26 protein-coding genes are annotated in these 24896 nt (G+C 27.6%); 20 read left to right on the forward strand and 6 right to left on the reverse strand.

Annotated elements, in window-relative coordinates:
- Positions 1-32 precede the first annotated feature (32 nt).
- From dxs to MHL31_RS10975, 6 genes are all read left to right on the forward strand, one after another.
- A complete protein-coding gene (gene dxs, locus MHL31_RS10950) occupies positions 33-1802 on the forward strand; it encodes a 1-deoxy-D-xylulose-5-phosphate synthase (protein ID WP_240225994.1) in 1770 nt (589 codons plus the stop codon).
- Positions 1803-1941: 139 nt separating this feature from the next.
- Complete coding sequence (locus MHL31_RS10955; protein ID WP_240225995.1) at positions 1942-2505, forward strand: TetR/AcrR family transcriptional regulator; 564 nt, start codon at positions 1942-1944, stop codon at positions 2503-2505.
- 64 nt (positions 2506-2569) lie between these two features.
- On the forward strand, positions 2570-3001 hold the full coding sequence (locus tag MHL31_RS10960) for a hypothetical protein (RefSeq protein ID WP_240225996.1): 432 nt from the start codon (positions 2570-2572) through the stop codon (positions 2999-3001).
- Between the two features lie 17 nt (positions 3002-3018).
- Positions 3019-3582 (forward strand): carboxymuconolactone decarboxylase family protein, encoded by a 564-nt coding sequence (locus MHL31_RS10965; RefSeq protein ID WP_240225997.1) that lies wholly within the window; start codon positions 3019-3021, stop codon positions 3580-3582.
- A gap of 125 nt (positions 3583-3707) precedes the next feature.
- A complete protein-coding gene (locus tag MHL31_RS10970; RefSeq protein ID WP_240225998.1) occupies positions 3708-4376 on the forward strand; it encodes a haloacid dehalogenase type II in 669 nt (222 codons plus the stop codon).
- A gap of 74 nt (positions 4377-4450) precedes the next feature.
- Positions 4451-5167 (forward strand): 3-ketoacyl-ACP reductase, encoded by a 717-nt coding sequence (locus MHL31_RS10975; protein ID WP_240225999.1) that lies wholly within the window; start codon positions 4451-4453, stop codon positions 5165-5167.
- 145 nt (positions 5168-5312) lie between these two features.
- On the opposite strand, the gene MHL31_RS10980 is transcribed toward MHL31_RS10975, so the two are convergent.
- Positions 5313-5828, reverse strand: coding sequence for a DinB family protein (locus tag MHL31_RS10980; RefSeq protein ID WP_240226000.1), 516 nt, complete (start codon positions 5826-5828; stop codon positions 5313-5315).
- A gap of 97 nt (positions 5829-5925) precedes the next feature.
- Between MHL31_RS10980 and recA the strand changes: the two genes are divergently transcribed.
- The 5 genes from recA (at position 5926) to MHL31_RS11005 (ending at position 10423) form a co-directional block, all read left to right on the forward strand.
- Positions 5926-6939, forward strand: coding sequence for a recombinase RecA (gene recA, locus MHL31_RS10985; RefSeq protein WP_240226001.1), 1014 nt, complete (start codon positions 5926-5928; stop codon positions 6937-6939).
- 260 nt (positions 6940-7199) lie between these two features.
- Positions 7200-7637 carry a RimK/LysX family protein gene (locus MHL31_RS10990; protein WP_240226002.1) on the forward strand — a complete coding sequence of 146 codons (438 nt, stop codon included), beginning with the start codon at positions 7200-7202 and terminating at the stop codon, positions 7635-7637.
- 10 nt (positions 7638-7647) lie between these two features.
- On the forward strand, positions 7648-8523 hold the full coding sequence (rimK, locus tag MHL31_RS10995; protein ID WP_240226003.1) for a 30S ribosomal protein S6--L-glutamate ligase: 876 nt from the start codon (positions 7648-7650) through the stop codon (positions 8521-8523).
- Positions 8513-9472, forward strand: a complete 960-nt coding sequence (locus MHL31_RS11000; protein ID WP_240226004.1) for a succinylglutamate desuccinylase/aspartoacylase family protein — start codon at positions 8513-8515, stop codon at positions 9470-9472. The genes rimK and MHL31_RS11000 overlap by 11 nt, the downstream gene beginning before the upstream one ends.
- Before the next feature lie 3 nt (positions 9473-9475).
- Entirely contained in the window at positions 9476-10423 is a 948-nt protein-coding gene (locus MHL31_RS11005; protein ID WP_240226005.1) for an ABC transporter ATP-binding protein, read from the forward strand.
- Between the two features lie 5 nt (positions 10424-10428).
- On the opposite strand, the gene MHL31_RS11010 is transcribed toward MHL31_RS11005, so the two are convergent.
- Genes MHL31_RS11010 through MHL31_RS11020 form a run of 3 tightly spaced genes read right to left on the reverse strand, consistent with a single transcriptional unit; the run spans position 10429 to position 13738 of the window.
- Positions 10429-11781, reverse strand: coding sequence for a sensor histidine kinase KdpD (locus MHL31_RS11010; RefSeq protein ID WP_240226006.1), 1353 nt, complete (start codon positions 11779-11781; stop codon positions 10429-10431).
- Between the two features lie 27 nt (positions 11782-11808).
- The gene (dut, locus tag MHL31_RS11015; protein ID WP_240226007.1) at positions 11809-12240 is read right to left on the reverse strand and encodes a dUTP diphosphatase; all 432 of its coding nucleotides are present in this window, start codon (positions 12238-12240) and stop codon (positions 11809-11811) included.
- Between the two features lie 40 nt (positions 12241-12280).
- On the reverse strand, positions 12281-13738 hold the full coding sequence (locus tag MHL31_RS11020; RefSeq protein WP_240226008.1) for a polysaccharide biosynthesis C-terminal domain-containing protein: 1458 nt from the start codon (positions 13736-13738) through the stop codon (positions 12281-12283).
- 51 nt (positions 13739-13789) lie between these two features.
- Here MHL31_RS11020 and MHL31_RS11025 point away from each other — a divergent pair, with 51 nt between their 5' ends.
- The 9 genes from MHL31_RS11025 to MHL31_RS11065 all read left to right on the forward strand — a co-directional run bounded on the left by MHL31_RS11025 (position 13790) and on the right by MHL31_RS11065 (position 23381).
- Positions 13790-14659 (forward strand): fructosamine kinase family protein, encoded by an 870-nt coding sequence (locus MHL31_RS11025; protein ID WP_240226009.1) that lies wholly within the window; start codon positions 13790-13792, stop codon positions 14657-14659.
- Between the two features lie 50 nt (positions 14660-14709).
- Positions 14710-15705, forward strand: coding sequence for an NAD(P)H-dependent glycerol-3-phosphate dehydrogenase (locus tag MHL31_RS11030; RefSeq protein ID WP_240226010.1), 996 nt, complete (start codon positions 14710-14712; stop codon positions 15703-15705).
- Positions 15706-15790: 85 nt separating this feature from the next.
- Complete coding sequence (locus MHL31_RS11035) at positions 15791-15982, forward strand: cold-shock protein (protein WP_240226011.1); 192 nt, start codon at positions 15791-15793, stop codon at positions 15980-15982.
- A gap of 170 nt (positions 15983-16152) precedes the next feature.
- Positions 16153-16680, forward strand: coding sequence for a menaquinone-dependent protoporphyrinogen IX dehydrogenase (gene hemG, locus MHL31_RS11040; RefSeq protein WP_240226012.1), 528 nt, complete (start codon positions 16153-16155; stop codon positions 16678-16680).
- Positions 16681-16973: 293 nt separating this feature from the next.
- A complete protein-coding gene (locus MHL31_RS11045; protein ID WP_240226013.1) occupies positions 16974-19571 on the forward strand; it encodes a PAS domain S-box protein in 2598 nt (865 codons plus the stop codon).
- Positions 19572-19579: 8 nt separating this feature from the next.
- Positions 19580-19996, forward strand: coding sequence for a response regulator (locus MHL31_RS11050; protein ID WP_240226014.1), 417 nt, complete (start codon positions 19580-19582; stop codon positions 19994-19996).
- Between the two features lie 74 nt (positions 19997-20070).
- Positions 20071-22029 (forward strand): ATP-binding protein, encoded by a 1959-nt coding sequence (locus tag MHL31_RS11055; protein ID WP_240226015.1) that lies wholly within the window; start codon positions 20071-20073, stop codon positions 22027-22029.
- Positions 22030-22034: 5 nt separating this feature from the next.
- Positions 22035-22451, forward strand: coding sequence for a response regulator (locus tag MHL31_RS11060; protein ID WP_240226016.1), 417 nt, complete (start codon positions 22035-22037; stop codon positions 22449-22451).
- Between the two features lie 36 nt (positions 22452-22487).
- Positions 22488-23381, forward strand: coding sequence for a hypothetical protein (locus MHL31_RS11065; protein WP_240226017.1), 894 nt, complete (start codon positions 22488-22490; stop codon positions 23379-23381).
- On the opposite strand, the gene MHL31_RS11070 is transcribed toward MHL31_RS11065, so the two are convergent.
- The gene (locus MHL31_RS11070) at positions 23373-24428 is read right to left on the reverse strand and encodes a lactonase family protein (RefSeq protein ID WP_240226018.1); all 1056 of its coding nucleotides are present in this window, start codon (positions 24426-24428) and stop codon (positions 23373-23375) included. The genes MHL31_RS11065 and MHL31_RS11070 overlap by 9 nt on opposite strands.
- Positions 24429-24435: 7 nt before the next feature.
- Positions 24436-24837, reverse strand: coding sequence for a hypothetical protein (locus tag MHL31_RS11075; protein ID WP_240226019.1), 402 nt, complete (start codon positions 24835-24837; stop codon positions 24436-24438).
- Between the last annotated feature and the right edge of the window lie 59 nt (positions 24838-24896).

The raw sequence follows: 24896 nt of genomic DNA on the forward strand, positions 1-24896 counted from the left end.
AACAACAATTTAAATAGTGTAGTTTTGTACTAATGAATTTAAGTTTATTAGCACATATTAATAATCCAAAAGATTTACGAAAGTTGTCTAAAGAACAGCTGCCGCAAGTTGCAAAAGAATTGCGCGATTTTATTATTGATATTGTGTCAACTAAGGAAGGGCATTTAGGTGCCAGTTTAGGTGTTGTTGAGCTTACAATTGCATTACATTATGTGTTCGATACACCAAATGATTTGCTTATTTGGGATGTTGGTCACCAAGCATACGGACATAAAATTTTAACAGAACGAAGAGCTATTTTTGATACTAATAGGCAGTTTGGAGGTATTTCTGGATTTCCAAAAAGGAGTGAAAGTAAGTATGATGCTTTTGGAACAGGACATTCTTCAACTTCTATTTCTGCGGCATTAGGAATGGCAATTGCTTCTAAATTAAAAGGAGATTTTAACAAACAGCATATTGCAATAATTGGAGATGCGTCTATTGCTAGTGGAATGGCATTTGAAGGCTTAAACCATGCAGGTGTAACCGATGCAAATTTATTAATAATTTTAAATGACAATACTATGGGAATTGACCCTAGTGTTGGAGCATTAAAAAATTATTTTACCAATGTAAAAGCAGGTAAAAAAGTTAGAAAAAACAATATAATTGAAGCTTTAAATTTCAACTATTCTGGTCCAATTGATGGTCATAATATAGAAGCTGTAATTTTAGAATTAGAACGCTTAAAATCAATTAAAGGTCCTAAATTTTTACATATAATTACTACCAAAGGAAAAGGTTTACAAAAAGCAGAACAAGATCAAGTTAGATATCATGCTCCTGGGAAATTTAATAAATTTACAGGCGAATTAATTCCGGGTACTAATAAAATAGTACCTCCCAAATTTCAAGATGTTTTTGGTGAAACTATTGTAGAATTAGCAAAAGAGAATAAAAATATTGTTGGTATTACGCCAGCGATGCCAACGGGATCTTCATTAAAATTAATGATTGACCAGTTACCAGAAAGAGCTTTTGATGTTGGTATAGCAGAACAGCACGCTGTTACTTTAGCTGCTGGAATGGCCACGCAAGGTTTAATTCCGTTTTGTACAATTTACTCTACATTTTTACAACGTGCATACGATCAAATAATACATGATGTAGCTTTGCAAAATTTACCTGTTATTTTTTGTATAGATAGAGCCGGACTTGTTGGTGAAGATGGAGCAACACATCACGGTGTTTTTGATATTGCTTATTTACGTTGTATTCCAAATTTAAAGGTATTTGTTCCATTAAATGAGGTGGAATTACGCAATATGCTTTATACGGCACAATTAGGAATAAATTCCCCACTTACAATTAGATATCCGAGAGGAAGAGGTACTTTAATAGATTGGAAACAACCTTTTTCAAAAATAGAAATAGGAAAAGGAGTTTGTATTACAGAAGGTGATGAAATAGCTGTTTTAACAATTGGAACAATTGGAAATAGTATTATTGAGATTCAACAAGAATTGCCTAAAAATAAGATTGCACATTACAATATGCGTTTTGTAAAACCTTTAGATGTTGACTTACTTCATACAATATTTAAAAAATTTAAAACTATTGTTACCATTGAAGATGGAACCGTTGTTGGTGGATTTGGAAGCGCTATTTTAGAGTTTGCGTCCAAAAATAACTACACGGAAACCACAGTTAAAACTCTTGGAATTCCAGATGTTTTTATAGAACACGGCAATACTGAAATGTTATTTAAAGCAGTTAATTTATCGAAAGAACAATTAAAACAATTTTTATTGAAACTGTAATTTCTACCGTTTTTATGCTACAAAAATTTACAATTTCTGTTGGCATTTTAAAAAGTGATAGCTAGTAAAAATTAAAAATATCCTTAATTATTTTTTTATTTCTAAACGATTGCTTAGTTTTGCAACGTAATTAAAACTAATGGCTAGAAAAAAACAATATAACGAAGAAGAAGTAATAGAAAAAGCAATGCATTTGTTTTGGAAAAATGGTTACGAAAATACTTCAGTTCGTATGTTGGAAAAAGAAATGGGTATTAACCAATTTTCTATGTATTCTAGTTTTGGAAGTAAACATGGTGTTTTTTTAGAGAGTTTAAAATCTTATAAAAAAATCATAAATAGTATTTTTGAAAAATTAAAAACTTCAAAAAATGGTATTGAAGACATTAAAGAATTTTTTTATAATTCTATTCAGGTGTCAAACATTAATGGAAATCAAAAAGGTTGCTTAGTTACAAATACATATAACGAATTTGCTGAAAGTGAAGACGAATTGATAAGAGAGCAAATGAATAATTTTATGCTTGGTTTGAAAGAAATATTTATTGAAAAATTAAGTATAGATAGTTCAAAAGACGAGCAAACAATTATAAAACAAGCTAATTATTTATTGTTAGCAAAACATGGATTGGCTGCAGCAAGCAGAGTTAATAATCAACAAGAAATAGAAGATTATATAGAAATGGTCTTTAAAAATTTATAACATTTTTTTTAACCCAAAACTAAGCAATTGCTTAGATATTAATAATTAATAAAACACAAAAAGTATGAACAAAGTATTATTTACCACTAACATATTAATGGGAATTGTATTATCTCGATTTGCCATTTCAAAATTAACAGGGTGGGAAATTTCAGTTAAAGCCTTTATAGAAATGGCAAAACCTTTAGGTATAGATCCTACCTTTTTTAGAATATTTACAGGAATAGTTATTTCTGCAGTAGTAATTGGTTATTTATCAACAGCCATCTTAAGTTTAATAAAAAATAAAGAACGTTTTACATTTAAAGTACCATTTACAACTTGGGCAATTTTTAGCAATCTTTTTGGCTTACTTACTATGGTTGGTGCATTAATAGCTGAATTTTCACTAAGAGTCCAACCAAAATGGTTATTGGTTTATATAGCTATAGGCGTTATTCTATTTTCAGCATTAAACCTTTTTATTTTAAACAAACAAAAACAAATTAGTAACTAAAAATTAAAAATATAATTATGAGTACATTTAAAATTCACAACTTAGAAACTGCCTCAGAAGCGAGTAAACCATTTTTAGAACAATCTTTTAAATCGAATGGTATGATACCTGGATTACACGGTGTATTAGCGGAATCTCCTCAATTATTTGAAGCCTATCAAACACTTCATAAATTGTTTACACAATCTAGTTTTAATGCTGAAGAGTTAACCGTAGTTTGGCAAACTATTAATGTAGAACACGAATGTCATTATTGTGTGCCAGCACATACTGGTATTGCGCATATGATGAAAGTTGATGCAGCATTAACTGAAGCATTAAGAAATGGAGAACCAATGCCAACTGAAAAATTACAAGCTTTACAAGATACTACCTTAGAAATTGTTAGAGAGCGTGGTCATCTTTCAGAAACTCAAAAAGAAAAGTTTTTTGCGGTGGGTTATGGAAACCGTCAATTATTAGAAATTGTGTTAGGGTTATCTCAAAAAGTAATTAGTAATTATACAAATCATTTAGCAGAAACTCCTGTAGATAAACCTTTTGAAAAGTTTGCTTGGGAGAAAAACACCTCAAATTCTTAAAAAAGGAGCTAAAAACTTAAATTTTTTAATTAAACAAGGTTTTAATATTGAATTAAATACTAAAGATAACGTAAAAAAGACAATGTTAAAACCAAAAGTTATTACTTTTGGTGTAAATAAAAATAATGAAATACACTTTAGCTTTTGATGTATACGGAACATTAATAAACACTTCAGGTGTTTTTAATTCTCTAGAAAAAATGATTGGCGATAAGGCAAAACCAGTAATGGATACCTGGAGAAATAAGCAATTAGAATATTCTTTTAGAAGGGGTTTAATGAATAATTATGTCGATTTTTCTGTATGCACAAAAGAAGCTTTAGAATTCAGTTGTTTAACGTTTAAGGTAAACTTATCAGAAGCTCAAAAAGTGGCTTTAATGGATGAATATAAAGTGTTACCGAGTTTTCCAGATGTAAAACAAGGACTTCAAAAATTAAAAGATGATGGACATAAACTCTATGCTTTTTCTAACGGAAGTGCTAATACAGTTTCAAATTTGTTAATAAATGCAGGAATTAGTGAGTTATTTGACGGAGTTATAAGTGTTGAGGCTATTCAGGTTTTTAAACCAAGTCCAAAAGTTTATCAATATTTTAATAAAACAACAGTTTCAACAAAATTAGATTCTTGGTTAATTTCTAGCAATCCGTTTGATGTTACTGGAGCTGCTGCTTATGGTATGAAAACAGCCTGGGTACAACGTACTCAAGATTCAATTTTTGATCCTTGGGAAATAAAACCAACAACAATTATTAACAATATTATAGAATTATCTTCAAAACTTAAATAGTAACTTTGCGTCATAAATATTCAATTCTAGATTTAGAAATATTAATTTTTATATCACTATAAACATATTAAAAAATGAAATTAAATAAGAAAAAAGCCATTATTACCGGCGGAAGTAGAGGTTTAGGAAAAGCTACAGCATTGGCGTTTGCAAAAGAAGGGATAGATGTTGCTATTACTGGTAGAAATGAAGAAAGATTAAAAGCAACTGTTTCAGAAATAAAAGCATTGGGTGTAAATGCTACATATGAAGTTTTTGATATTTCTAACTTTGAAGAAGTTAAAATTGGAATTACTAATATAATTAAAAGCATTGGTACTGTAGATATTTTGGTTAATAATGCAGGAATTGCAGCTTTTGGAACTTTAAACGATATGGATTCAAAACTTTGGGAAGATATTATTAAAACCAACGTTTTAGGAATGTATTATGTAACTAAAGAAGTACTTCCGTATTTAATTGAAAAAAATGAAGGAGATATTATTAATGTTTCTTCTACAGCTGGTTTAAATGGAAATGCAACAACTTCAGCTTATTCAGCATCTAAATTTGCTGTTATTGGTTTGTCTCAATCTTTAATGAAAGAAGTTAGAAAAAATAATATTAGAGTAAACACTTTAACACCAAGTACTATTGCTTCTGATATGTCTATAGAATTAGGTATTGCTAATAAAGATTCTGAAGACAGCGTTTTACAACCTGAAGATTTTGCAGCGTTAATTGTTGCTGGGTTAAAATTACCAAGAAGAGCTATGATGGCAAATGCATCATTATGGTCTACAAATCCATAAAAGAAAACAATTTTAATTTTAATAGATTTAAACCTAACAGATTTTTAAAAACTGTTAGGTTTTTTTGTGTTTAAAAATTGGTTTTTTATTAGAAGGGTAACACATAAGGTTATTAACCTTTATTAAAGTTAGTAATTAATTATTGTTACCAACCTGTATATTTTGGAGGTTTAACTTCATTTAAATTTAAATAAACAATTAATTGTCCTCTGTGGTGTGTTACGTGGTCTTGTATTAAATTTAGTATTTGTAATTTACTTTTTGGGCCAGCAAAAAAGTTGACCTCAGTATCTAAATCTTCTAATTTAGTTTTTTTTATAATTTCAGAAACCTTATCAAATGCCTCGGTTAGTTCATTAATAATTTCACGTTTTGTGGTGGAGTTTACCTTTTCAGATTTTTTAAAATCAGCAGTAATAAAATAATTTTCACTTAACGAAACCATATTTCCTTTTATGTGTAGCAATTGCTCTTTAAAAGTCATTTGTCTTTCAGTAGGTGCATAATTATAATTAGTTTCCGGCATTGCTTCAGCCATTTCTAATAAATAATTTTTAGAATTTTCCCATTTTAATAAAAAAGCAGAAATAACATCATTTTGAGCCGATAAATTACTGTTAACCATAATAATAAATAAAATTAGTAAAGGAGTTTTCTTCATGTTGATAATGTTTATAGAATTATTTTTAAAGGCTAAATATACTCAATACTTTTTTATATTTTAGCAACCAACTATTTTAACTCATTTTATTAAGATTATGGCAGAAGATAAAGAAAAAGCAGCAAAATTAAAAGCGTTACAACTTACGTTAGATAAATTAGATAAAGCTTACGGAAAAGGTACAGTAATGAAAATGGGAGATGTAGCAATAGATGATATTGATGCAATTTCTTCAGGTTCGTTAGGATTAGATTTAGCATTAGGTGTTGGAGGATACCCAAGAGGTAGAGTTATTGAAATATATGGACCAGAATCATCGGGTAAAACTACATTAACATTGCATGCAATAGCAGAAGCACAAAAGGCTGGTGGTATTGCTGCTTTTATAGATGCAGAACATGCTTTTGACCGTTTTTATGCACAAAATTTAGGGATAGATATAGATAGTTTAATTATATCTCAACCAGACCATGGTGAGCAAGCATTAGAAATTGCAGATAACTTAATTAGTTCTGGAGCTATAGATATTGTTGTAGTAGATTCAGTTGCAGCGTTAACACCAAAAAGTGAAATTGAAGGTGAAATGGGAGATTCTAAAATGGGATTACACGCTCGTTTAATGTCTCAAGCACTTAGAAAATTAACAGGTACAATTCATAAAACAAACTGTACAGTTATATTTATTAACCAGTTACGTGAAAAAATTGGAGTAATGTTCGGTAATCCAGAAACTACAACAGGTGGTAACGCATTAAAGTTTTATGCTTCTGTTCGTTTAGATATTAGAAGAAGAACCCAAATTAAAGATGGTGATCGTGTTATTGGAAATAGTACAAAGGTTAAAGTTGTAAAAAATAAAGTTGCACCACCTTTTCAAATTGCGGAATTTGATATTATGTACGGAAAAGGAATTTCTAAAACAGGTGAAATTTTAGATTTAGCTGTTGAATTTGGAATTGTTAAAAAAAGCGGATCGTGGTTTAGTTATGGTGAAACAAAATTAGGACAAGGTAGAGATGCTGTTAAAGGACTTATATTTGACAACCCAGAATTAGCAGAAGAATTAGAAATAAAAATTAAAGATTTTATTAATAATCAAGACGAAGATTAATAAAGCATTGATTTTATAGAATAGGTTGTAAAAAAAGTGAAATTTACGTCAACCTGAATTTGATTCAGGTTTTCATAATGATTGGTAATCAGTATGATGAGATTCTGAATTAAGTTCAGAATGACGGATTTCTAATTTTTTTTACAACCTAATTCATTTATAATATCTTTCTAAACAAAATAAAGCAAAAACTTTTTCAGTTAAAATAATAGTCTATTTTTGAAATATAATTCATACATTAAAAAGGAGGCTTTAAAACTTTGAAAACACCTAACATAAAAACACTTATAGGAAGAACTGATATTGTTGATTTTCCAAAATTAGAATTATTTGGAATCGCTATTAAAGTAGATTCAGGTGCATATACTTCAAGCTTTCACTGCCATCATATTGAAGTTGAAAATAATATATTAAAATGTCAGTTTCTAGACCCTGAACACGAAAAATACCACGAAAAATATTTTTACTTTAAAGAATTTATTCAAAAAAAGGTGAAAAGTTCAAACGGAATTACGGAAACTCGATTTATAATAACAACTGAAATTTTTATTTTTAATGAAATTCATACCATAGAATTATCATTAACAGAAAGAGGATCAATGATGTACCCAGTACTCTTAGGAAGGAAATTTTTATCGAAAAAATTTATTATTGATACCGCAAAAAAAAATCTATCCTTTAAAAAAATAAAACCTTAAAAACACTAACATGAAAATTGTTGTTTTATCACGTAATCCAAATTTATATTCAACTACAAGACTTGTTGAAGCAGGAAAACAAAGAAATCATGAAATGGTAATAATAGACCATACTAAATGCGATATTATTATTGAACGAAAAAAACCTGCCATACGCTATAAACAGGAATTGATTACAGATGTAGATGCCGTAATACCAAGAATTGGAGCTTCTGTAACTTTTTTTGGAACAGCAGTGGTTCGTCAGTTTGAAATGATGAAAGTTTTTACCGCAGTAGAATCTCAGGCGTTAATGCGTTCTCGCGATAAATTGCGCAGTTTACAAGTACTTTCTAGAGCTGGTTTGGGATTGCCTAAAACGGTTTTTACAAACTATTCTAAAAACGTAGATGACGTAATTAAAAGTGTTGGAGGTGCTCCTTTAGTTATTAAATTATTAGAAGGAACACAAGGTTTAGGTGTTGTTTTGGCTGAAACACACACTGCTGCAGAGTCGGTTTTAGAAGCATTTAATGGATTGAAAGCTAGGGTAATTGCACAAGAATTTATTAAAGAGGCAAAAGGCGCTGATATTCGTGTTTTTGTGGTTGATGGTGTTGTTGTTGGTGCTATGAAAAGACAAGGGAAAGAAGGAGAATTCCGTTCCAATTTACACAGAGGAGGTACAGCTGAAATTTTTGAACTGTCTGTTGATGAAGAAAACGCAGCATTAAAAGCAGCACGAGTAATGGGATTAGGTGTTGCAGGAGTAGATTTATTACAATCGGATAGAGGTCCACTTATTTTAGAGGTTAATTCATCGCCAGGTTTAGAAGGTATAGAATCTGCTACAGGAAAAGATATTGCTAGAAAAATAATTCATTATATAGAGCGCCATGCCGAATGATTTTAAAATTTTAAATCAGAAAATTGGTTTAGGAGAAACCGTTCAATTAAAAATGGACATCGCCCAATTAAGTATTGGAATAAAAATAGAAGTACCAATAATTGTTTCAAGAGGATTAGTAGATGGACCTTGTTTATTGTTAATTGGTGGTATTCATGGAGATGAAACTAATGGAATAGAAATTGTACGTCAAATTGTTGCTTCTGGATTAAATAAACCAGAAAAAGGTACTGTAATTTGTATTCCAGTATTAAATGTTTTTGGTTTTTTAAATAAATCTCGCGAGTTTCCTGATGGACGCGATTTAAACCGTGTGTTTCCAGGATCTATAAAAGGTTCTTTAGCAAGTAGATTTGCTTATCATTTAATGACCAAAGTAATTCCTAAAGTAAACTATTGTATAGATTACCACACTGGTGGAGCACAGCGTTTTAATTATTCGCAAGTAAGAATTGACGCAACAGATGAAGAAACTCTAAAATTGGCTAAAGTATTTGGTTCTCCATATATTGTTTACAGTAAAAATAAAGAGAAAACCTTCAGAAAATCAATGGCTAATTTAGGTAAAAAAGTTGTGCTGTTTGAAGGTGGAAAATCATTAAATCTAGATAAAAATGTTACTAAAGTAGGTCTTCAAGGTGCTATAAATGTAATGCATTATCTAGAAATGAGAGATTTTTCTTCAAGAATATCAAAGGAAGATCCTGAAAATCCACCAATAATAATTAAAACTTCTAAATGGATTAGAGCTAAGCGTTCAGGTATGTATAGATCTTATATACACGTAGGTCAAAAAGTAGAAAAAGGTGTTAAATTAGGTAGTATTTCAGATCCTTTTGGCGAGTATGAAAGTGTTTTTAAAAATCCACAAGAAGGGTATATTTTAAATTCAAATCATGCGCCAGTTGTAAACCAAGGAGATGCATTATTACATATTGGTTTTGAATAAATTATGTTAAAAGTTGAAAATGTATCATTTGGTTATACTTCAAAAGAAGTTTTAAAAAATGTTAGTTTTACCGCTAGCAAAGGAGATTATATTGCTATAATTGGCGAAAGTGGTTGTGGAAAAAGTACTTTATTAGAAATTATTTATGGTTTATTACATATTGAAAAAGGCGCTGTTTATTGGAATGAAGAGAAGCTTTTAGGACCTAATTTTTATCTAATTCCAGGTGAGGATTTTATGAAATATTTACCTCAAGATTTTGATTTAATGCCATATATAACTGTTGAAGAAAATATTGGAAAAAATATTTCAAGTCTAGACCCAAATAAGCTAAATAGAATTAAAGAATTGCTAGAAGTTGTAGATATGAGCAACTTTTTAAATACCAAAGTGAAAAATTTAAGTGGAGGTCAAAAACAACGTGTAGCTATAGCGAAAGTTTTGGCTGATGAACCAGAAGTTTTATTGTTAGATGAACCTTTTAGTCATATAGATAATTTTAGAAAAAATAATTTAAGAAGAAGTATTTTTAGGTATTTAAAATCAAAAAATATTTTATGTATTGTTGCTACGCATGATACAACCGATGCGCTTTCGTTTGCCGATGAAATTTTAGTGATTAGAGATGGGAAATTAGTAGCAAAAAATACACCAGAAACCTTATATAATAATCCAGAAAGTAAATATGTAGCTTCTTTTTTTAATGAAATAAATGAAATTCCATTACATATAATAGAAGCAAAAAACACTTCGAAAGAAACAGTTTTATTATACCCAAATCAGTTAAAAGTAGTTGAAAAATCCGAATTAAAAGCAACAGTTATTGCATCTTATTTTAAAGGAAGTTATTATTTAATTGAGGCCGATTTAAAGAATGAAACTATATTTTTTGAGCATACAACCAAATTAGAAATTAATCAAAAAGTGGATATAGAGGTGAATAAGAGCTGAAAAAATTAGTTATTTTCTAATGGAAGAGAAATAAAAACTTTAGTTCCTTTTTCTAAATTACTATTAATATTAATTTTTCCTTTGTTTATGGTTAAAAACTCCTTACAAAGTTTTAATCCTAAACCAGTTCCTTTTTCATTGTCTGTTCCAAAAGTAGAAATAGAGGTATTAATTTCAAAAATTTTCGAGAGTGTTTCTTTATTAATACCAACACCGTTATCAGCTATTGCAATTGTGCATATATTTTGGGTTGTGTCAACTTCTGCCAAAATAATTTCAATTTTACCATTAGTTTTGGTGAATTTTATAGCATTAGAAATTAGGTTTCTAATTATGGTATCAACCATATCATAATCGGCATAGATAAATAAATCTTGTTCAAAATTACAACTCAGATTAATATTTTTTAATTTAACTTGAGAATTAAAAAGATTGATATTGTTATGAATTATTTTATAGAGATTTAGCTTGTAAGGTTTGTAAGTAATTAACCCAGTATTGGTATTTGCCCATTTTAATAAATTATCGAGTAAGTTAAAGGTGTTTTTACTATTTTGATAAAGCGATTTGGTTAGTTTTTCTCTTTTTTCATCTGTAATATCATTAAGCCAAAGGAGCTCTCCAATTTGTTGTAAACCACCTAAAGGACCTTTTAAATCGTGAGCAATAATTGAGAAAAAATTATCTTTACTTTTTATTAAAGCATTTAATTTTTGATTGTCTTTTTCTTTTAAAATAAAAATTAATAGTAAGGGAATAATTAAATTAAAAATTAAGAAAAATATGAGCGGTAAAACAAGCATATAGTTAGTTGAAAACATACTTGTTTTGGTGCCTAAAGAGGCACCTAATGCACGAAATAATAGAAATATTGCAGCAAGTGTAAAAATATAACCAGTTAAGTGTTGTATTTTAGTTTTTCTTTTATTTGTTAAAAGGATATAAGATGTATAAGCGTATATTATTGCAACACTTAACGACATAGCTGCAATTCTAGTATTAATAGGTGAGGTACTAAAATAAATTAATACTACCGAAAAAGCTATAGGTATTAACAAGCATTGTTTAAAATGTTTTAAATTAAATTTTCTTTCAATAAAGGAAATACAATAAACTTCATAAAATACAATAAATAAATTTATTGTAGTATTTAAAAAAATACTTATTGGGTTTGGAATGCTATCTCGTGTTGAAAGCATTATTAAAAAAAATATACCTAATATTCTAGAAAGAATAAAAATATTAATAATTGGGTTTTTTACTTTATATAATTTAATATAGGTAGCAAATAAAGCAATAATAAATATATTAGCGGCAGCCGAGAAAAGAAATAAAGTTTTTACATCTATTGGAATCATATTTATTATTTACGGTAAATATATGTATTAAATTCCTGTACTTCCAAAGCCACCAGTACCACGTTCAGTTTCATTTAAAACTTCTACAAGCTCCCATTTGGCACGTTCGTGTTTTGCAATTACTAATTGCGCTATACGTTCTCCATCATTTATAATAAAATCTTCGTTAGAAATATTCACTAAAATTACTCCAATTTCACCTCTATAATCAGCATCAATAGTTCCAGGAGCATTTAAAACTGTAATTCCTTTTTTTGCTGCTAAACCACTTCTTGGACGCACTTGGGCTTCTGTTCCTATAGGGAGTGCTATAAATAGTCCAGTTTTTACAATGGCACGCTCTAAAGGTTTTAAAGTTATTGCTTCCGAAATATTTGCACGTAAATCCATTCCGGCAGATGCAATGGTTTCATAATTTGGTAATTCGTGTTTAGATTTGTTAATAATTTGTATTTGCATAAGTAGTTATTATTGTTGGTATGATTTAATAGTTATTTTATTATTTTCGTTTAAGCATTCCTAAGATTTCCTTTTTTTCATTAAAATAAATTAGTAATCCAAAAATTAAAACTAAGCCAACGGAAACAAAATAATTTTCTCTAAAATGATTAAAAGAAATATAGGAAATTAACGTAGCAGAAAACAAATAGCCTAATATTTTTTTTATGTTGTATGGTACAGGATAATGTTTTTTTCCAATAAAATAAGATAATAGCATCATTATTCCATATGCAGTTAAAGTTGCCCAAGCAGAAGCCATAAAGCCTATTTTAGGAATCATAATTACATTTAAAACAATAGTAATAATAGCTCCTATTATTGAAAAATACATTCCAAACCTAGTTTTGTCGGTTAATTTATACCAAATAGCCAAATTATGATAAACTCCTAATAAAAGGTTGGCTAATAAAATTATTGGAACAATTATTAAGGCTTCAAAATACTCATCGCTTCCTAATAAAATGGAAGCAAAAATATCGATAAATCCTACAATAAATATCATAAAAAATGCACCGGCAATTATAAACCAGTTTAATATTTTAGCATAGGTTTGTGTAGCATTTTTTTCTTCGGAATGATTGAAAAAGAAAGGTTCTGCACCCAATCTAAATGCCATTATAAAAAGTGTCATAAAAACACCTAATTTATAGCAGGCGGCATAAATTCCCATTTGTTGTTCGCCAATCATATCTCCCAATAATAATTTATCTAAATTTTCATTGGTTACATAGGCCAAACCAGCAATTAAGATAGGGAAAGCATAGCGTAGCATTTTTTTTAATAATTCAAAATCGAACTGAAATTTAAATTTAAAAAGTGTTGGTAGTAATAACAAAAATGTGGTGGCGCTGGCTATGGTTCCGGCAATAAAAATAAATATAACGGTTGGGTTGTTTTGGTAACTTAAAATTATCCAAGTAGGTAATGTTATATTTTTTTGAATTGCATAGGGTACAAACCATAAAAAAAACAGATTAAAAAATGCAAAAATTAAGATGTTTAATACTTTGTATAATGTAAATCTTATTGGTCTGTTAGTAACACGTAAATATGCATAAGGTATAACCACCATAGTATCTAAAACAGTTGTCCAAATTAATAATTTAAAGAAAAGAGGATCTTTAAAACCAAAAAAGGTTGAAATTTCAGTGCTAAAAATTAGCATTGCAACTAAAAATAAAAATGTAGTTGTTGCTAAACTTAAAAACGACGTTGAAACAACTTTTCCCTTATCTTTTTCTTTTGAAAAAAAACGAAAAAATGCAGTTTCCATTCCATAGGTTAGTAGGGCATTAAAATAAGCGGCATACACATAATAATCGGTGTTTACTGCATATTTTTCAGCAGAAAGTTTAGAAGTATGTAATTTTACTAAAATAATATTAATAGCTCTCGGTAAAACAGCTGCAATTCCGTAAATTATAGTGTCTTTAAAAAATTGTTTAAGTGCGCTCAAAGTGATTTTGTAAATTTGTTATAAAAGTAAAATATTTTACTTCAATTTAGAATGAAATCTGATTTAATTAAACATATAGAAAATCAAATCAATAAAACATTGCATTTAAAATCTAGTTTTACGTGGCAAAATGTTAGTGGTGGTTCTATAAATAATGCTTATAAATTAAGTTCTAAAGCAGCTACTTTTTTTGTAAAAACCAATACTATTTCAACTTTTAATAATGGTTTTAAAGAGGAGGTTTTAGGATTGCAGTTTTTAAAAAGTAATGGTGTAACTACTCCAAAAATAATTGTAGAAGGAGCCTTTGAAACTGAAATTTATTTAGTTTTAAGTTGGGTTGAAAATTGTTGCGAAACAAATGAATTTTGGCAAAACTTTGCTGTTAAATTAGCCGATTTACATAGGCATAATAATATTTATTTTGGTTTGGAGTATGATAATTTTATGGGACAATTACTTCAAAAAAATATTTTTTGCGATAATTTTGAAACTTTTTTTATCGAAAACAGATTAAAACCTCAGGTTAAGTTAGCTTTTGATAACGGATTACTTCAAACAAAAGAAATGTTGTTATTTAAAAATTTATATAAGCAATTAACTAATATAATTCCACCAGAAAAACCTTGTGCAATTCACGGTGATTTATGGAGTGGTAATTATATTTCCAGTTTAAATAATCAGGTTGTTTTTATTGATCCCGCTGTGTATTACGGACATAGAGAGGTAGATTTAGCAATGAGTTTATTATTTGGTGGATTTTCTAATACATTTTACACTACGTATAATGAGGTGTTTGCTTTAGAAAAAGGCTTTAACAAAAGAAAAGATATTTATAATTTATATCCGTTATTAATTCATTTAAATTTGTTTGGTAAAATGTATCTAAAAAGCATTAAAACTATAGTTTCTCAGTTTTAAGAGTGCAATTGATTTAGTTTTTTTACTTTTGAAAAACTAAATCTAATAAAATGAATATAAACCCTAAAATAGCTGTTTTTGGAGGAGGAAGTTGGGCTACGGCAATTGTAAAAATGCTGTGCGAAAATTTAGAGCAAGTAGGTTGGTATATGAGAAACCAGAGTGCTATAGATTATATAAAAGAAAACGAACATAATCCAAATTATATAAGCTCTGCAACTTTTAATGTAAATCAATTATTTTTATCTAGTGATATTAATGAAATGGTAAAATATGCAGATATTTTAATTTTTGCCATACCATCTGCATTTGTAAAAACAGAATTAGATAAAATAACCGAACCGTATACTTCAAAAACTGTGTTTTCGGCAATTAAAGGAATTATTCCAGAAAGTGGTTTAATTGTGGGAGAACATTTTAATAAGATATTAGATGTTCCAATTGAAAATATTGGTGTAATTACTGGGCCTTGTCATGCAGAAGAAGTTGCAATGGAACGTTTATCTTATTTAACAATTGCTTGTAAAGATGAAGAAAAAGCGAAAATATTAAGTAATTATATTTCGAGCAATTATATAAAAACAAAAATTTCAGATGATATTATTGGTACTGAATATACTGCAATGCTAAAAAATATTTATGCTATAGCAGCTGGTATTGCACACGGTTTAGGTTATGGAGATAATTTTCAAGCTGTGTTAATGTCTAATTCAATTCGAGAAATTAAACGTTTTATTAAAAAAGTACATAAAATGAAACGCAATATTAATAATTCTGCATATTTAGGCGATTTATTAGTAACAGGTTATTCTGTTTTTAGTAGAAATAGAATGTTTGGAAATATGATTGGAAAAGGTTACACCGTAAAAAGTGCTATGATGGAAATGAGTATGATTGCTGAAGGATATTATGCAACAAAAAGCGCTTATTTATTAATTAAAAAAAGTAAAACAAGAACCCCAATTATTGATGCTGTTTATCAAATATTATACGAAAATAAAAATCCTAAAACAGTATTTAATAAATTAATAGAGTTAATAGATTAATAATAAATATCTATAATTTTTTTCTAAAATAACTATTTTAAAATCCAAAATATTAGTAACTTGGTATCATAATTTATTTTTAACAATGAAAAAAGGTACAGTAAAATTTTTTAACGAATCTAAAGGTTTTGGATTTGTAACAGAAGAAGGTTCTAACACAGATTATTTTGTACACGTTTCTGGATTGATTGATGAAATCCGAGAAGGTGATCAAGTAGAGTTTGAACTTAAAGAAGGTAGAAAAGGTTTAAATGCAGTTAATGTAAAAGTTATCTAAATAATAAAATCTTTTAAAAAAAAAACAAGAAACTCATTCTTTTGAATGGGTTTTTTTGTTTCTAAAAATTTGTGAATCAACACAGTTAACTATAAGATGTCTTATTGATAAATATCATATCAAAAGCACTGTTTTTTAATTAATTTAGTAGTTTAAATAAAAGTTTTGTAATGAGTGAACGAATTGGTATTTTATATGCAACAGTCGATGGACATACAACAAAAATATGTAATGAAATTGTGAAACTAGCAGAAGAAAAAAATGTTGATATTCAATTATTTACAATAGATGCTTTTACTAAAAATATTGCTGATTTCGATAAATTTATAATTGCTTCAAGTATAAGATACGGTGTTCATAATAAAGAAATAATAGCATTTATAAAAAAAAATAAAACAGTATTAGATACTATAAAAACAGCATTTTTTTCTGTGAATTTAGTGGCTCGAAAACCAGAAAAAAACACTCCAGAAACCAATCCGTATGTAGTTAAGTTTTTTAAAAATATAGATTGGAAACCCACTATTACTGAAGTTTTTGCTGGAATGTTAGATTATAAAAGATATAAACCTTTTGATAGAATAATGATTCAGTTTATTATGTGGATGACAAAAGGACCTACCAATAAAAATATTAAAATAGAGTATACAGATTGGAAAAAAGTTGAAGCATTTGCTATGCGTGTAATTAATTTTTGATTTAAAATAAACCCTTTTTAATTATAATTATTTGTAAAACATCTATTTAACAGTGTTTTATAAAAATTAAGCCTCCCTTTTACTAAAAAACGTATATTTGAAGCGTTCATAATTTATATAAGAATAAACTTAATTATCTAAGCTTTATTTTAACTATAATTTAGAACTTAATTGAATTGCTTAAAATACCTATTATTTAATTAAACTTTAAAAGTATTAGATATAGAGTTATTAAAAAAAAAGATTCTATAGTGTAATTTTATTTTAAAGAAGGCGCATAACAATTCACCATAATGAATAAATTAAATAAATTATTTAAAAATAGGTATTTAATATTTTTAATTACAATCATAATTTTATTAGCTCTAATGCTTTTGCTTGTTCAGAATAGTATTAGTTTACAAAAATCTGACGCACATATTATTAACGTTTCTGGTAAACAACGTATGTTAAGTCAGCGTATTACTAAACTTAATAATATTATAAAAACAACAAATAATATTGATTCAAAAATAGATGTTAACAAACTAAAATTACTGATTAAAGAATGGGAAGAAGCTACTAATTATTTGATTTTAAAGAATGAAAAGTATGGTAATAAAACTATCGATTCGTTATTTAAAGAAATTAAGCCTTATCAAAATAAAATACTAGAATACAGTAAAAGTATAATAAATACTATTGAATCTGATAAAAGTGTTAAAGACTTAAAAGATCTTGAAGCTTTAGATTTGGCTTTTTTATCTACAATGGATACAATTGTAAATGAATACCAGAAAAGTGCAGAAAAAAAGCTTCAAAAGCTAGAAAATATACTGTATTTATTAGCTTTAATAGTTGTATTAATTTTAATTTTTCAGTTTATTTATATCATTAAACCTGTTTACAAATTATATTTTCAAAAGAATCTAGATCTCCAAAAAACAAATCGTGAGTTAGTGCGTTCTCAAGAAAAAGTTCGCAATAATTTAAAAGAATTAAAACTGCTCAAAAATAAAATTGAAAAAGGAGCAGAATTAGGTAAAATTTTTATTGAACAAGCACCAAATGCTATTGCAATGTTTGATAAGGACATGAAATATATAGCAGCTTCACATCGTTGGAAAGAAGATTATAAATTAACAGGTCAAGAAATTATAGGGAGATCTCATTATGAAATTTTCCCTGAAATAGGAGATGATTGGAAGGAACACCATAAAGCGTGTTTAAAAGGAGCAATTAATAAATGCGATGAAGCACCATTTAAAAGAGCAGATGGCACTACACAGTGGCTTACTTGGGATGTGAGACCTTGGTATATTTCTAAAGGAAAAATAGGTGGATTATTAATGTATACTGCAGATATAACAACTATTAAAGAAAAAGATCAAGAAAGGTTAAGAATTGAAAAAATACTTTACAAAACCAATCAAATTGCACGTATAGGAACATGGGAAGTAAATCTAGTTGAAAATAAAGTTAATTGGAGTAGAGTAACTCGTGAAATTCATGACGTACCAGACGATTTTATACCTAATTTAAATACGGCAATTGAATTTTATAAAGAAGGAGAGAGTAGAATAAAAATTCAAAAGGCTATTAATACAGCTATTGAAAAAGGAAAACCATTTGATATTGAATTAGAGCTTGTAACAGCAAAAGGAAATGTTGTTTGGACTCGCGCCATTGGTCAAGCTGAATTTGAAAATGGAAAATGTATTCTACTTAATGGTGTTTTTCAAGATATTAACAAAGTAAAATTAGCAAAAGAAACATTAAATACTGTAAATGAAGAGTTAAACGCAATATTAAATTCTGGGCCTATTTCTATAATTGGAACAGATAAAAATGGTTTAATAACCCATTTTAATAAAGGTGCCGAAAGCATGTTACATTATTCATCTAATGAAATGATTGGATTAAAAACACCTGAAATAATTCATTTAAAAGAAGAAACTCTTAAAAGAGGAGAAGCATTATCTAAAAAATATAATAAAGAAATAATAGGTTTTGATGTTCTTGTAGCAAATGCTAAACAAGGAGAATCAGAATCTAGAGAATGTACATATGTTAGAAAAGATGGAACTACGTTTCCTGTGCTTTCAGTTACAACAGCAATTAAAAATAACAAAGATGAAATTACAGGTTTTATTAAAATGGCAACAGATATTAGTGAGAGTGTGAAAAATCAAAAAATAATTATTGATGCAAAAAATAATCTCGAAATTCTTACAAGAAAATTAACCAGTCAAAATAATCAGTTAGCAAATTTTGCACATATTACATCTCATAATTTACGTGCACCAGTAAGCAACCTTAATTCGTTACTTCAAATTTATGAAATGGCTGAAAGTGACGAAGAAAGAAGCATGTTGTTTGAAAAATTTGAAAAAGTAATTGATCATTTAACTTCAACATTAAATACATTAGTTGATGCTATAAGAATTAGAGACGATAGTTCTAAAAATATTGAAAAAATATTATTTAAAGATATTTTAAATAAAACAATGGAAATATTAACTGGTCAAATAATAGAGACTGAAACAAATATAACCAGTAATTTTACCAATGCGCCTAGTATTAGCTATAATAAAACCTATTTAGAAAGTATCTTTTTAAATTTAATTACAAACTCTATTAAATATAGATCTACAGAGCGCGCACCAAAAATTACAATTGAAACAACTAATTTAAATGGCAGGATCCAGTTATCAATTACGGATAACGGTTTAGGGATAGATTTAAATAAACATGGTCATAAATTATTTGGGTTAAATAAAACATTTCATAGACATGCCGAGGCAAAAGGAGTTGGCTTATACCTTACCAAGGTTCAAATAGAATCTATGGGAGGAACAATTTCCGCAGTAAGTAAGGTTAACGAAGGAACAACATTTACAATATTATTTTAATACTTATTATGAGAAAACCTTTTATAATATGTATAATTGATGATGATGAGATTTATCAATATACAATCACTAAAAACATAGAAACACACAAATTATCTAGAAAACTACTTATTTTTTCAGATGGAGAAGAGGCATTGGATTTTATGATAGACAATGTTGGAAATAAGAAAGATTTACCAGATGTTATTTTTTTAGATATAAATATGCCAATAATGGATGGCTTTCAATTTATGGAAGAATATGTTAAGCTAGTTCCAAAAGTTGGAAAAAAAATAACTATTTATATGGTGTCTTCATCAGTTGATCCTGTTGATATTGAAAGAGCTAAAAAAATTAGTGAGGTGTCCGATTATATAATTAAACCTATTAATTCTAAAGAACTTAAAGAAATTATAAGTTCTTTAGAAGAAAAAGATAAAATCTAAAGTTTATTGTATATTAGTAGTTTCGTTAAAAAAATAATAATAGTTGTAACCCCTAACTATAAAAAATAAAAGAGATGATTAATCTCAATAGTAAACTTAAAAAGTTTGTAACCCCAAAAGTTGTGAAACAAACAATAATTATTGCTTGTACATTTAATTTAATAATTAGTTTATTAGTTATTATTGGTTGGTTGTTTAATAGTTTAGAAATTTTAAAATTAATTTCTAACGGATTAACTATTAATTTTAACACAGCATTATTATTTGTTATTTTAAATATTGCCATTCTTATTTACATTAAAAAAATCAAATTTTTTAAAATTATAAATATATTTCTAGTTAACGTAGTGATAGTTATAGCACTATTAACTCTAAGCGAATATGCTTTTAATTTTGATTATTCTATTATACAAGATACTTTTTTAAGCAATTTACACGAAAGTATGTCACCAATTGCAGCATTGTGTTTTCTCCTTTTAGGAATTGCAATGTGGGGAATACAATCTAAAATGTTTCAAATAAAAAAATGCACTCAATATATATTGCTTTTAGTAATATTGTTTTCTGTAGTAGTTATAGTTGAATATATATTACAACTTTCCATAAAGCAGCAATCAAGCATTATTAATTTAATGGCTATATATCCTGCAGTAATGTTTTTATTGATTTCAAGCACACTTTTTTTAAAAAATGGATCACAAGAGTTTTACAATTTGGTTTTTAGTAAACATACAGGAAGTGAAATAATAAGAGTAATGGTTCCCTATAATCTTATTATGATATTATTAATGGGTATTACTTTGCTGTTTTCTGTAAATAATAATCTAATAGACTTTAATTTTGGTTTCATAGTTTATAGTATATTAGCTGTATTTGTGTCTATTATTTCTGTTATTATAGTTGCTTTTAAAATTAATAAGAGTGAAGTAGAGAGAGAAATTTATAAAAACTCATTGCATCAAGCTAATTTAGAATTAAATCAACTTAAACAAGCGTTAGATGAAAGTTCTATTGTAGCAATAACAGATGCAAAAGGAATTATAACCTCTGTAAATAATAAGTTTTGCGAAATTTCTCAATACAGCAGAGATGAACTTATTGGGAAATCTCATAAAATTATTAATTCTGGACATCATTCAAAAGCCTTTTTTAGAGATCTTTGGAGAACAATTAAAAGCGGAAATGTTTGGATTGGAGGCGTAAAAAATAGAGCTAAAGATGGTAGTTTCTATTGGGTACACACATCAATTATTCCATTTAAAAATGAGAATGATGAAATTTACCAATTTTTTACAATTAGACAAGATATTACCAGGCTAACAATGCTTTCACATCAATATGAAAATTTACAACTTAAAAATAAAGAAATAGAACAATTTACATACATTGCATCACATGATTTACAAGAGCCATTAAGATCTATAAAAGGAATGGTTAATATTTTAAAACAAAAACAAATAGATCAAATTGATGAAGTAACAAATAATTGTATCTGTTATATTGAAAGATCTACAGATAGGATGAGTAGCTTAATAAAAGGTCTTTTAGACTACTCGCGTATAGGTGTAAATAAAAAATTAGAAGTTGTAGATATTAACAACTTACTAAAATCATTAAAAAATGAGCTATCGGTTAGTATAAAAGATTCAGGTACTAAAATTTATTTAGAAAATCTACCAACAATAAAAGCTTATAAAAATGAGCTTTATCTTTTGTTTTTAAATTTAGTTACAAACGCTATTAAATTTCAAAAAAACGATACACATCCTCAAATTAAAATAACAGCCACTAAAAGTGGTCAATATTGGAAATTTTCAGTTTCAGACAATGGTATTGGTATTGAAAACATAAAAGATCGTAATATTTTTGGAATCTTTCAGCGGTTAAATAGAAGAGGTAATTTTGATGGAACAGGTATTGGATTAGCACATTGTGATAAAATTATACATTTACATGGTGGGGAAATTTGGGCAGAATCTAAATTAGGAGAAGGATCAATTTTTTACTTTACAATACCAATAATTTTAAATTAAAAAAAATGAAAAAAAAATTAAACTGTATTTTATTAATAGATGACGATGATGCTATTAACTTTATCCATGAGTGGGTAATTAATAAGGTAGGTTGCGCCGAAAAAGTTGAAAAGGTTGAGAATGGAATAGAAGCACTTGAATATTTAGAATCTGCAAAAGATGGTAAATATCCACAACCCGATCTAATTTTTTTAGATGTTAACATGCCTCGTATGAATGGATGGGAATTTCTTGAAGAATATCATAAACTCGATGAAAGTAAAAAAGGAAAAATAATATTAGTAATGTTAACATCGTCACTAAACCCTGCAGATATAGCTAGATCTAAAAACATTGTTGAAGTAAATGATTTTAAAAATAAACCATTAACTATAGAATTAATGCAAGATATTCTAAAAGAATATTTTGAAGATTATTTATAATAACAATTTATTATTTTTGTAATTAAAATTGTTTCTATGAAAAATAAACTAGTAATTATTGCACTTTTGTACATAAACTGTTTATGTGCTCAAGAAAGACAACTAATTAGTGAAAATAATGATTTAAGCTTATTTGAAACCTATATATCATTAAATTCTGAAGGAAATATATTTCCAACTATATATGGCGAAGGCCTTATTTACGCATCAAATTATAAAAGTAATGATTACAAGCTTTTATATTCAGATTTAAAATCGGAGTCTCAAAAAATTAAAATCGGTTCAAAGTATAATTTAGGAGCAGCTGCTATTTTTAAAAATGAAATTTATTTTACTGGAATTACAAAAAAATTAAGCACTTCTGGAACCAATAATTTCACTATTTATAGAGGGATAATTGAAGATTTTAAGGTTAAAAAAATTAAGAGATTACCTGTTTGTAATTTAGATTTTTCGTACACGTATCCAACAATATCAAAAGATGGTAGTAAAATGTTGGTTGTTACTAACGAAAAAGAGCATTTACATTTGTTAGAATTTATTAGAAATACTAATAACCAATGGGAAAAAGGTGAAGTTATTTATATTTCTCACCCAGAATTTGAGATTATAAATCCAACTTTTTATAATGAAAACACCATCTATTTTGCATCAAATATTTATGATGGAGAAGTAACAGGCGTTGTTTATACCATGGATAACGAAGGTATAAATCAAATAACGGAATTAATTAAAGAGCAAGGAAGTTTTAATATTTATAAAATTGAAAAAAATACTAATAATGGGCATTGGGGCATACCTATAAAAGTAGATCAGTTTAATTCAGATTTTGACGATTTAGGCGTAATTTTTATAAATAAAAACTCTGGGTATCTGAATTCATTCAGATACAGTGATGCTGATAATATTTATTACTTCGAATTAAAATAGTAAGCAAACAGGTGTTGGTGCATTAATACTGTGTAAAAAAGTTAATTCACCATTTTTTTTATTTACTTTATATACACTAATATTTTTACTTTTTTTGTTTGCAACTAATAAAAATTTGCCGTTTGGCGCTAATGTAAAATTACGTGGCCAATCTCCAGAAACACTAATATTTTGAATTTTTTGAAGTGTTCCATTTTTCTTATTTCTTTTAAAAACTACAATAGAATTTTCTCCTCTATTAGAACCGTAAATAAATTTTTCGTTTTTAGATAAATGAATATCTGCACAAAAACTTTCTCCTTCAAAACTATTGCTTAAAGTACTTATAGTTTGAATGTTTTTATAGCTGTTTTTAATTTTTTTAAGAACGGTAACAGTAGAATTTAGTTCATTAATAACATAAATAAACGCACCTTTTTTAGAAATTTCAAAATGCCTTGGCCCAGCACCAGCTTCCATTTTATAATTCTCTTTTAGACTGTAATTTCCTTCGTTTTCAACATAATGTGCTAAAAAATCGCGCCCTAAATCTGCAACAAATAAATTAGTATCTAAAAATTTGGCAGAATGCGTATGTGCTTTTTGGGTTTCAATATTGTGGTCAAATATTTGATAAGCTTCTTGTAAACTACCATCTTTTTCTATATTAAATACAGCAAAAGTTCCGCCCCCATAATTTGAAACTACAGCTTTGTCTCCTTTTTTATTTAGTTGTACATGGCAAGGTCCTTTACCGCCACTAGTTACTTTGTTAATTAGGCTAAGTGTACCATTGTTAGTTATGTTATAAGCGCTTAAAGTACTACCTTGATTGCTTTCACTAACAGCGTACAATTGTTTTTTGTCTTTAGAGAAAGTTATAAATGAAGGATTTACAGCTTCAATAGCTAAGTTTTTTTCACTTAACTCACCAGTTTTAGTATTGAAATTATACATATAAATTCCTTCACTATCTCCATCGGTATATGTACCAACATACATGCGGACATTTTGGGAATAAGTTACCATACAAATACTCATTAATAAAACTGTTAGAGTTGTTTTCATTTAGTTATTATTTTATTAAAATACCTCGTTTGTTTAATAAAGGAATATTTCTAAGAGCGCTGTCTTTAATTGTATTTTTTTCAAATAAATATTTTTTATCGAACATTGCATTTCCTTCAAAAAAAGTAACATTAAAAAAGTTTGAAAGTTTTAATACATCATTTTGTAAAAATTCAACTTTAGCAAAAGATTTTGCAGGTAGTTTTTCTATTTTATGTCTTAAAACAGCTGTTTCAATCATTTTATCATCATCATAACCCTTAGAAACTATCAATACCATTTCTAGGTCAACATCTTTGTTGTTAATTATATAGGCATTCCAATCTTCTGTTTTAAAATCTTGGTTGTATTCTTTAACAACAGCCATAAAAACATCGCTAACCTCTGGAATTTTAATGTCTTTTTTCATAAATAATTTAGTTAAATAAAATAAGATATTATTCTAAACTCGTTTCAGAATCTAAGAAT

Source organism: Lutibacter sp. A80, assembly GCF_022429645.1.
Taxonomy (GTDB): domain Bacteria; phylum Bacteroidota; class Bacteroidia; order Flavobacteriales; family Flavobacteriaceae; genus Lutibacter.